This is a genomic window from Brevibacterium sp. AGC70 (assembly GCF_057334195.1).
Window position 1 is genome coordinate 291,957 of the sequence record NZ_JBHFIH010000018.1, and the last position, 8,827, is coordinate 300,783.

At 60.6% G+C, this 8,827-nt stretch carries 9 protein-coding genes; 6 read left to right on the forward strand and 3 right to left on the reverse strand.

Going from position 1 to position 8,827, the window contains the following annotated elements; translation table 11 throughout:
- Positions 1-90: 90 nt before the first annotated feature.
- Both ACE03M_RS16675 and ACE03M_RS16680 read right to left on the reverse strand, forming a co-directional pair.
- Positions 91-1,797: a BCCT family transporter gene (locus ACE03M_RS16675; RefSeq protein WP_485935153.1), complete on the reverse strand. Its 1,707-nt coding sequence runs from the start codon at positions 1,795-1,797 to the stop codon at positions 91-93.
- Positions 1,798-1,838: 41 nt separating this feature from the next.
- Positions 1,839-2,816 (reverse strand): flavin reductase, encoded by a 978-nt coding sequence (locus ACE03M_RS16680; RefSeq protein WP_485935154.1) that lies wholly within the window; start codon positions 2,814-2,816, stop codon positions 1,839-1,841.
- 141 nt (positions 2,817-2,957) lie between these two features.
- Here ACE03M_RS16680 and ACE03M_RS16685 point away from each other — a divergent pair, with 141 nt between their 5' ends.
- From ACE03M_RS16685 to ACE03M_RS16710, 6 genes are read left to right on the forward strand one after another with little or no spacing between them, the layout of a single operon-like run.
- Positions 2,958-3,650, forward strand: coding sequence for an amino acid synthesis family protein (locus ACE03M_RS16685; protein WP_260848330.1), 693 nt, complete (start codon positions 2,958-2,960; stop codon positions 3,648-3,650).
- Complete coding sequence (locus ACE03M_RS16690) at positions 3,647-4,198, forward strand: amino acid synthesis family protein (RefSeq protein WP_143924698.1); 552 nt, start codon at positions 3,647-3,649, stop codon at positions 4,196-4,198. The genes ACE03M_RS16685 and ACE03M_RS16690 overlap by 4 nt, the downstream gene beginning before the upstream one ends.
- 11 nt (positions 4,199-4,209) lie before the next feature.
- Positions 4,210-4,959, forward strand: a complete 750-nt coding sequence (locus ACE03M_RS16695; protein ID WP_485935156.1) for an alpha/beta fold hydrolase — start codon at positions 4,210-4,212, stop codon at positions 4,957-4,959.
- The gene (locus ACE03M_RS16700; RefSeq protein WP_485935157.1) at positions 4,956-6,437 is read left to right on the forward strand and encodes an aldehyde dehydrogenase; all 1,482 of its coding nucleotides are present in this window, start codon (positions 4,956-4,958) and stop codon (positions 6,435-6,437) included. The genes ACE03M_RS16695 and ACE03M_RS16700 overlap by 4 nt, the downstream gene beginning before the upstream one ends.
- Positions 6,438-6,446: 9 nt before the next feature.
- A complete protein-coding gene (locus ACE03M_RS16705) occupies positions 6,447-6,644 on the forward strand; it encodes a tautomerase family protein (RefSeq protein ID WP_143924695.1) in 198 nt (65 codons plus the stop codon).
- 41 nt (positions 6,645-6,685) lie between these two features.
- On the forward strand, positions 6,686-7,732 hold the full coding sequence (locus ACE03M_RS16710; RefSeq protein ID WP_143924694.1) for an LLM class flavin-dependent oxidoreductase: 1,047 nt from the start codon (positions 6,686-6,688) through the stop codon (positions 7,730-7,732).
- Positions 7,733-7,888: 156 nt separating this feature from the next.
- On the opposite strand, the gene ACE03M_RS16715 is transcribed toward ACE03M_RS16710, so the two are convergent.
- Positions 7,889-8,569: a GntR family transcriptional regulator gene (locus ACE03M_RS16715; protein WP_143924693.1), complete on the reverse strand. Its 681-nt coding sequence runs from the start codon at positions 8,567-8,569 to the stop codon at positions 7,889-7,891.
- Positions 8,570-8,827 lie beyond the last annotated feature (258 nt).

Sequence of the window (8,827 nt, forward strand, 5' to 3'; positions counted from 1 at the left end):
CGGTGGCGGCACGCGGTGGCGGCACGCGGTGGCGGCACGCGGTGGCGGGCCCGGCCGGTACAGCGGGCCCGATGTCGGAACAGTCCTTAGTCAGATCTCCTTCTTGATGGTGGCCTCGGCACGGGCCTCCAGCTCTTCCAGATCCTTCCGCCTGACCTTGCGATAGGCATCGAAGTCGTGATCCTCATGCAGAGTCTTCACGATGCAGAACCCGAGGATGCCGACGATGACCGCGAACGGCAGCGCTGATAGCATCGCCGCCTGTTGCAGGGCCGCGAGCCCTCCGGCGAAGAAGAGGACCATCGCCGTCGTTCCTGTCAGCGCTCCCCATACCGTGAGTACCCAGCGGCTGGGTTCAAGGGTTCCGCGGGAGGTGAGCATGCTGAGCACGAAGGTGTTCGCGTCAGCGCCTGAAACGAAATAGAGGACAACGAGGATGATCGCAATCACCGAAGTAAGACCAGCCATCGGAAGATGTTCCAGTGTTTCAAAGAACGCTGAATTCACATCCGCGGCCGCGGCTTTGCCGATGCCGCCGTCACCCTCCATGTCGATCTTGATCGCCGTTCCGCCGAAGATCGTGAACCAGATGAAGAAGACAAGGCTGGGGATACCCATGACGCCGAGGACGAATCCGCGGATCGTTCGACCCTTGGATATCTTGGCGAGGAATACGCCGACGAAGGCACCCCAGCTCAGCCACCATGCCATCATGAAGTACGTCCAGTACTGATACCACTCAACGTCGCCGGCCATCAGTGGAGTCAGGAGACTGGTCTTGAAGAAGTCATTGAGGTATTCGCCCGTCGAGCGGAAGAAGAGATTTCCAATGAAGCCTGTGGGACCGACGACGAGAACGAAGAGACCGAGGAAGATCGACAGTACTGCCGTCGTCTGGCTGAGGAACTTGATGCCCCGGTTGACTCCCGACAGTGCAGACAGGGTGAACACGACTGTGATGCCCAAGATGATGATGATCTGAACGAACAATTCGTTCGGAATCCCGAAGACCCGGTTGAGGCCCTCGGTGATCTGTGATGCACCCAGTCCCAGCGAGGTGGTCGTCCCGAACAGAGTGGCGATCACCGCCAGAATGTCGATGAGGTTGCCCAGCCATCCGTCCATGGCTTTGCCGAAGACCGGCTTGAGCATGGGCGAGATCAGTCCGGTGTTTCCTCGCCTATGGGTCGAATAGGCGATGGCGAGGCCGAACACACCGAAGACCGCCCAGGCGTGAGGTCCCCAGTCGAAGTAGGAGAACTGGAGTGCGCGTACCGCTGCCTCGGTGGTGCCAGGGTCGGCGAGTCCGTGCGGTGGAGTCGTGAAATGGCTGATCGGTTCAGCCACACCGTAGCTGATGAGTCCGATGCCCATCACGGCGGAGAGAATCATGGTCAGCCACGCCCAGGTGCTGAATTCCGGTCGATCGTCATCGGCGCCGAGGCGGACCCGCCCGAACCGGCTGAACCCGAGATAGAGGAGGAGTCCGATGCAACCGAGAGTGAGGACCAGGTAGACCCAGCCGACCTTCGCAGCGACAACGTCCATTGCGGCGGTCATCGCCGTTGCCATGGCGTCGGGCGACAGGGCTCCCCACAGAGTGAATGCGGCGACTCCGACGATGGAGATCCAGAAGACACGACCGGGGCGATGTCTCATTGCGACGGCGTAGGCGACCTCCGGTGTCGGACCGGATTCGGACTCCATGCCGTGGCCTGGCAGCTGTGCTCGGGCACTCGAGGAGTGGCGGGGGCCATCCCGATCCGCATCGGGGTATTGCTCGGAATCGTCGTTCATGAGAACTCCACTTCGTTGTGAATCGGGCTTATGCGCATCGCTCAGCTGAGCGGGGAGAGGTCCTGGCTGTCAAAGAACTTGCCGGCCTTGTAGATCATCGGCTCGTCCTCGGAGGCCTCCGCGCTGCGCACCCGACCGACGAATATCGTATGGGTCAGGGCCTGGAAGCGTTCCTTGATCTCGACTTCGATTGAGGCTGCCGAACCGTCGATAAGTGGTGATCCATGGGGTCCGGAATGCCAGTCGAGCTCAGCGAACTTGTCTGTGGCCTTCGATGCAAAGGTACCGATGGTCCCCCGCTGATTGCGGCTCATGATGTTGATCCCCATGTGGGAGGAGCGGAAGAGTGCAGGGTAGGTCGAGGACGTCTTCTGCACGCAGACGAGGACCAGCGGCGGGTCGAGTGAGATCGAATTGTAGGAATTCACCGCCAGGCCACGAGGCTTTCCGTCATCGTCCGTGGTCGTCACGACTGTCACCCCGGTGATGAACTGCCTGTTGAAGGACTTGAGCGATGCCGAAGACGGTTCGCCGGAGAAGTCATCGGTGACCACGTCACCTGCGTGGGATTCGAATGCCGAGGACAGGGACTTGAGTCCGAGGTCGGCTAGCAGAGCGTGTGCATCCCAGGTGACCTCTTCCCGGCAGATGACTCCCTGATCAAAGGTGATGAGGTTCGAACCGTGGGTCTTCACCTGCTGCCCGGTGGGAGGGACATCGTTGAGTGGCCGGGTGAAGGTGCCGGTGGAGTGCCAGTAGATGGCTCCCTGATCGCCTTCGATAAGGATGCGGTCGATCGTGGTGGTGAGATCTGGGAAAGCTGCGCGGATTTCACTGATCTCTGCCTTGGTCTCCTCAACACTTCTCTCCTTGCCGGAGTTCGCAGAGACGCGCACGTAGTCGTCGGTGAAGAGTGAATCGAGAACATCGGTGTTTCCGATGTCCCATGCTTCGCGCCAGGTTCCGATGATGGTCGTCTTAACGTCGTCGTAAGGACGTGCTTCTTTGCTCTGTTGCATACTAGAGATCGTAGAATCACTGTGATGTATTAGTCAATAGATTTTCGAAACGGTGATTTATCGGGAGTTTTGTGGGGTATTGACTTTCATCTTTGCATGCAAGTAGATTTCTTGTATGCAACAGACTGGAGTTTTGACACGATGAGCACGATGACCGCACGCGAGCAGGATGAGAGTATCGGCCGCCTCGGCGAGCACGAGGAGCTTCCGGCGAATTTCGATGAACTGGCACAGCGACTTGGTGTCCGTTCGATCACCATTCAGCGCGAAGAGATCCTCGCTGAGGCTGGTGTCGGCCTCAGCGAACCGCTGCAGCAGGCGGCCGCGGTGGCCGTGCTGAGGAACCCATGGATCGACAGCATCGATCCACACAGTGATCTGGGTCCGGCGACCGAGAGGATCGCTCCGGTGCTGGCGAAGGTGCTGACCGATCGACTTCTGTCGATCCTCGGATCCGCCGAGAATGTCGAAGCTTTCGGCAAGGGTGCAGTGGTCGGAGTCGATGGCGAGATCGAACATGCCGGTGCACTCATCCACACTCCCTATTTCGGCAATATCCTGCGCGAAATGCTCGAAGGCACCTCGGTCATCTGCTTCGCCGACGGCCGATCGGGCCCATCGTCGTCGATTCGGGTGCCGATGTGGCACAAAGCCCACGCCACCTCACGTGACCATTACCAGACAATCGACATCCACCTCTCGGACTCACCGCGAGCCGATGAGATCTGCGTGATCGCCGCCGCCTCGACCGGCCCCCGGCCGTTCGCCCGCATCGGCGACCGCAGAACCGATGGCACAGTCACCACAGAGATCCTGAAAGGACTCGTCAAATGAAGATCCGCAAACTCACCACCGTCGTCGAAGAGATCCTCTCCGAAGGCGGCCGCGAGACCAGCCCCGTCATCACCGTCGCTGCAGTTGCCGCAGTGATCGAGAACCCCTGGCGCGGTCAGGGATTCGTCGAGGACCTCAACCCAGGCATCGACGCCACCGCCAGCGCCCTCGGCGCTGAGCTTGCTCCCCGGGTCATGGAAGCACTCGGCGGCAGCCTCGAAGCCTACGGCAAGGCTGCAATCATCGGCCTCAACGGTGAGATCGAGCACGGCTCCGCGCTCATTCATACACTGAAGTTCGGCAACCACTTCCGTGATGCTGCTCAGGCGTCCACCCTGCTTCCGGCCGTCGAAAAACGCGGCGAGGCGGGAGCGGTCTTCGACATTCCGCTCAAGCATTTCACTGACGCAACGATCCGCTCGCACCACCAGACCTTCGAATGGAGGGTTGCCGACGCACCTCATGCCGATGAGATCCTCATTGCGCTCGCGGGGTCGACGGGCGGACGTCCGCAGCAGCGGCTCGCGCCGCTATCGGCCGACAAGTAGGGCGCCGAATCATGCGGGATGACAATGACGTCCCCGTCGTCCTACTCCATGGGGTCGGACTCGACAGGAACGTTTGGCAACGGGTAGAACGACTGCTGAGGTCTCCGAGTGTTGCGCTCGATCTTCCAGGACATGGAACTCGGCCACCTCTGCAGGAGCCGACCTCGGTGACAGAGATGGCTGCGGATGTGGCGACCCGGATGCCGTCCGGGCCGGTCCACCTCGTTGGATTCTCCTTGGGATCGCTCATCGCCCAGCAGATCGCCCTCGACCATCTCGAACGTGTGCGCACCCTCACCTGCGTGAGTTCGGTGTGCGCTCGGACCGAGGACGAATCGGTCGCTGTGGCCACCCGGCTGCAGAACGCGCGCCGGGATCTGCCTGCCAGCATGGAAACCGCTTTGCAGCGCTGGTTCCCCGACGATGACGTAACCGACTGGCAAGCCCAGCGGGAGGAGACGCGCCCAGTTCTCATGGCCAACGATCCGTCCTCCTATGCGCATGCCTACGCCGTCTTCGCTACAGCCGACAGGGAACTCGCCGACAGGCTGCCTGAAATTACAGCCCCGACCCTTGCGATGACCGGAGAATCCGATCCCGGTTCCACCCCGGAGATGAGCCACCGGATCGCGGCACGGATTCCCGACACGAAAGTCGTCATCGTCCCCGGGGCCCGGCACATGCTGCCCGTGACCCATCCTGAGGTGCTCGTCGGCCATCTCGACCACCTCCTCCACCAGCCAGAAAGGAATCAGCCGTGACTCTCAGACTCGATCACTTCATCGGAGGCGCCCACAGTGCTCCTGCCGATGGAGGATTCCTGGACAGTACCAATCCGGCCACGCTGGAAACTCTCTACGAGTTCGCCCGTGGGACCGTCGTTGACGTCGATCACGCCGTCGAGGCCGCGCGTCGGACATTCGAGTCGGCAGCGTGGCAGAGAACGACACCGACACAGCGAGGTCACCTGCTGCGCAGGTTCGGCGATCTCATCGGGCAGAACGCCGACGACCTTGCTCGCTTCGAGAGCGAAGACAACGGCAAACTCCTGCGCGAGATGAAGGGACAGCTCAAGGGCCTCCCCGAATACCTCTACTACTATGGCGGCCTGGCCGACAAGGTCCAGGGTTCGCAGATTCCGACGAACTCGCCTGAGGTCATCAACTTCACCCAGCGAGAGGCTCTCGGCGTCGTCGGGCTCATCACCCCGTGGAACTCGCCCATGACTCTCACGATCTCCAAATTGGCACCGGCACTGGCCGCCGGCAACACTGCCGTCATCAAACCGAGTGAGTACACATCACGGACGATTCTGCGCTTGGCCGAACTCGCTCATGAGGCAGGCTTCCCCGACGGCGCGGTCAACGTCGTCACCGGACTCGGCGCCGAGGCGGGTCAGGCCCTCGTGGATTCGCCGAAGCTCGCGAAGATCTCATTCACCGGATCGACTGGAACGGGTTCTGCGATCGCCGGTGCCGCGGCCTCACGATTCATCGGCTGCACCCTCGAGCTGGGAGGTAAGAGCCCGAACATAGTCTTCGATGATGCGAATGTGTCGAATGCCGCCATGGGCGTCATCGCAGGCATCTTTGCAGCGGGCGGTCAGACCTGCATCGCCGGGAGCAGGGTCTTCGTTCAGCGGGGCGTCTACGACGAACTGCTCGAAAAGGTCACCCAGCGGGCATCGTCGATCATCATCGGCGATCCGATGGATCCGAAGACCGAGCTCGGCCCATTGGCATTCGAAAGCCAACTGAACAAGGTCGCAGATTACGTCGACATCGGAGTGTCCGAAGGAGGCAGCATCGCCTACGGCGGGCAGCGTCCCGAGGTTGACCTCCCAGGCTACTTCTTCCAGCCGACGGTGCTCACGGATACGACAAACGATATGCGGATCTGCCGTGAGGAGATCTTCGGGCCAGTTGCCGCGATTATGCCCTTTGACACCGAAGACGAAGTACTGGGCCTGGCCAACGACACAGACTACGGTTTGGCTGCGGGCGTCTGGACTTCGAACCTTCAGCGGGCGATGCGGATGTCGCAGAGCATCGACGCAGGCACCGTGTGGATCAACATGTACCGGGCGATGTCTCCGATGTCACCGCGTCAGGGATTCAAGAACTCGGGAGTCGGCATCGAACACGGAATCGAGTCGATGCACGAGTACACGAGGCTCAAGAGCGTCTGGATCAATACCGACGAAGGCGCCATGGCAGACCCGTTCATTCTGGGGCGGTGACCGGCTGACATGCCTCTCATCGACATCTCAATCGCCAAGGGCCGAGATCCGCAGCAGCTGCGTGACCTCATCGCAGGAGTGCACCGGGTGGCCGAAAAGACCACCGGAGCCGCAGCAGAGAACATCACTGTGATCGTGCGCGAAGTGGAGAAGGACCTCTGGTCGCGCACGAACACGACAATCGGCGAACGCGAAGCCACGAAATAGGGAACACACAGCAAGAACGCTTGAGATCAAAGGAGCACATCATGCGCTTTTCACTCTTCCTGCACATGGAACGCTGGGACGACTCGATCAGTCCGGAACAGCATTGGAAGAACCTCGTCGAGCTGGTGAAGCTAGCTGAAGCCGGCGGATTCGGGACGGTGTGGATCGGCGAGCACCACTCCATGGAGTTCGTCTCCTCTCCGAGTCCGATGCCGCAGCTGGCATACCTGGCCTCCCAGACCTCGACGATCAGGCTCGGATCCGGAACGATCATCGCTCCGTTCTGGCATCCGCTCCGCGCCGCCGGAGAAATCGCACTGCTCGATGTCATCAGCGGCGGACGCGCCGAGGTGGGAATCGCTCGCGGTGCCTACCAGTTCGAGTTCAACCGCCTGGCCGACGGCATGGCCGCAGCAGATGGCGGGGAGTACCTGCGAGAGCTGGTTCCGGCCGTCCAGAAGCTGCTCCAGGGCGATTACGCTCACGAGGGCAAGCACTGGCAGTTCCCGCTCTCGACGGCGGTACCCAAACCGATCCAGCAGCCGACTCCGCCGATCTGGTTGGCCGCGCGGAGTCCGGAGACTCATGATTTCGCCGTCGCGAACGGATGCAACGTCCAGGTCACACCGCTGATGAAGGACGACCGTGAGGTCGAGGACCTGATGGAGAAGTTCAACACTGCGATCGCCGCGCACCCGGAGGTCGAGAAACGCCCCGAGATCATGGTCCTGCGGCACACCTACCTTCACTCCCCTCAGGATCCGGAAGGCTGGAAGGTCGGCGCGGCCGGCGTCAACAAGTACTACCGCACCTTCTCCTCTTGGGCATTCGGGAAGAAGGATCACGAGAACGGTTTCCTCGATCCGACTCCGGAGGAGAACTTCGCTGATCGCCCCGAGTTCGAGCTCGAAGCGTTGCACAAGTCTGCGATGATCGGTACCCCTGATGAGGTCACCAAGCGGATCCGCCACTATGAGGACCTCGGCTACGACGAATACAGCTTCTGGTCCGACAACGCACTGACTCACGAAGAGAAGAAGGCCTCACTGCAGCTCTTCATCGACGAGGTCGTCCCCAACTTCCGCTGATACGTCGTCGAGTCGCCCGGTCCCGGAGGCTGGGCACATCGAGCCGTCGATCAGCAGGGTTGCGTCAGACCAGCCGGGATGTGAAAGAAGGCGGGTCTCAGATTCAATAGGAGTCTGAGGCCCGTCTTCAGCGGTGATTGATTATCGCGGTTGTTCTCAGGGTTCCCGGTCGATGGATAGAGTCGTGCGAGTGCGGGGGACCAGCAGTTCCTGGGTCGAGGCGAACACGTGAGATCTCATCGTAGTCTCCGCGCCGAAGGGGTCCTTGTTCTGGATCATGGTGAGCACTTGGCGATGTTCGCCGCTTGAGTTGACCGCGCGACCGGGGTGATCCAGGGTCTTGCGCACCAGTGTGTAAAACGACAGCTGGTTCATCAGCCGACCGTATTGTTCGACGAGCTTGTTGTTGTCGGCCCCATCGACGAGCGTCTGATGAAATCCCTGCACCTGATTGGCATAAGTGTCTGTATCTCCGGCCCGCGATGTCACCTCTGAAGCAGCGACGTTGTCTTCGAGCACATCGAGCTGGTGACAGGGCCCCCTTCGAGCCATAAGGGCTGCCGCTAATCCTTCAAGAACTTCTTTGAGCTGAAACATCTCGACGATCTCCCGGCGAGTCGGCTCTCGGATGAAGGTGCCGACTTTCGGGCGAATCTCAATGAGGCCCTCAAGCTGCAGTTGCTTGAGGACCTCTCGAATGGGAGTTCTGGAGACGTCGAACTCATGAGCAAGTGAGACCTCGGAGAGCGGGCTCCCGGGCTCGAGGTCGCCGCGTGTGATCTTCGCGCGAAGCCGTTCCAGGAGTGTCGGCGCTGGACCAGTAGGGTCTGTATGCATGCTTTAGATCGTATGTTGCATGCATGCTTGGGTCAAGGATGCACTCGAACGAGAGGTTTCGCGGTCAACGGAACCGCATCTGGGCCGATATTTCAGGGTGAATGATCAGAACTCTGTGTAGTGAACCTCCAGTATCTGCCATGCAACGAGTATCGGATGGCGTGGACGAGATGGTGATGCTGCGGATCCTGAATACGAGGACGGAAGGGCGGGTCACTTGGCTCCGAGCCATGGGCATTGCGATGGAGTGCCCATGGC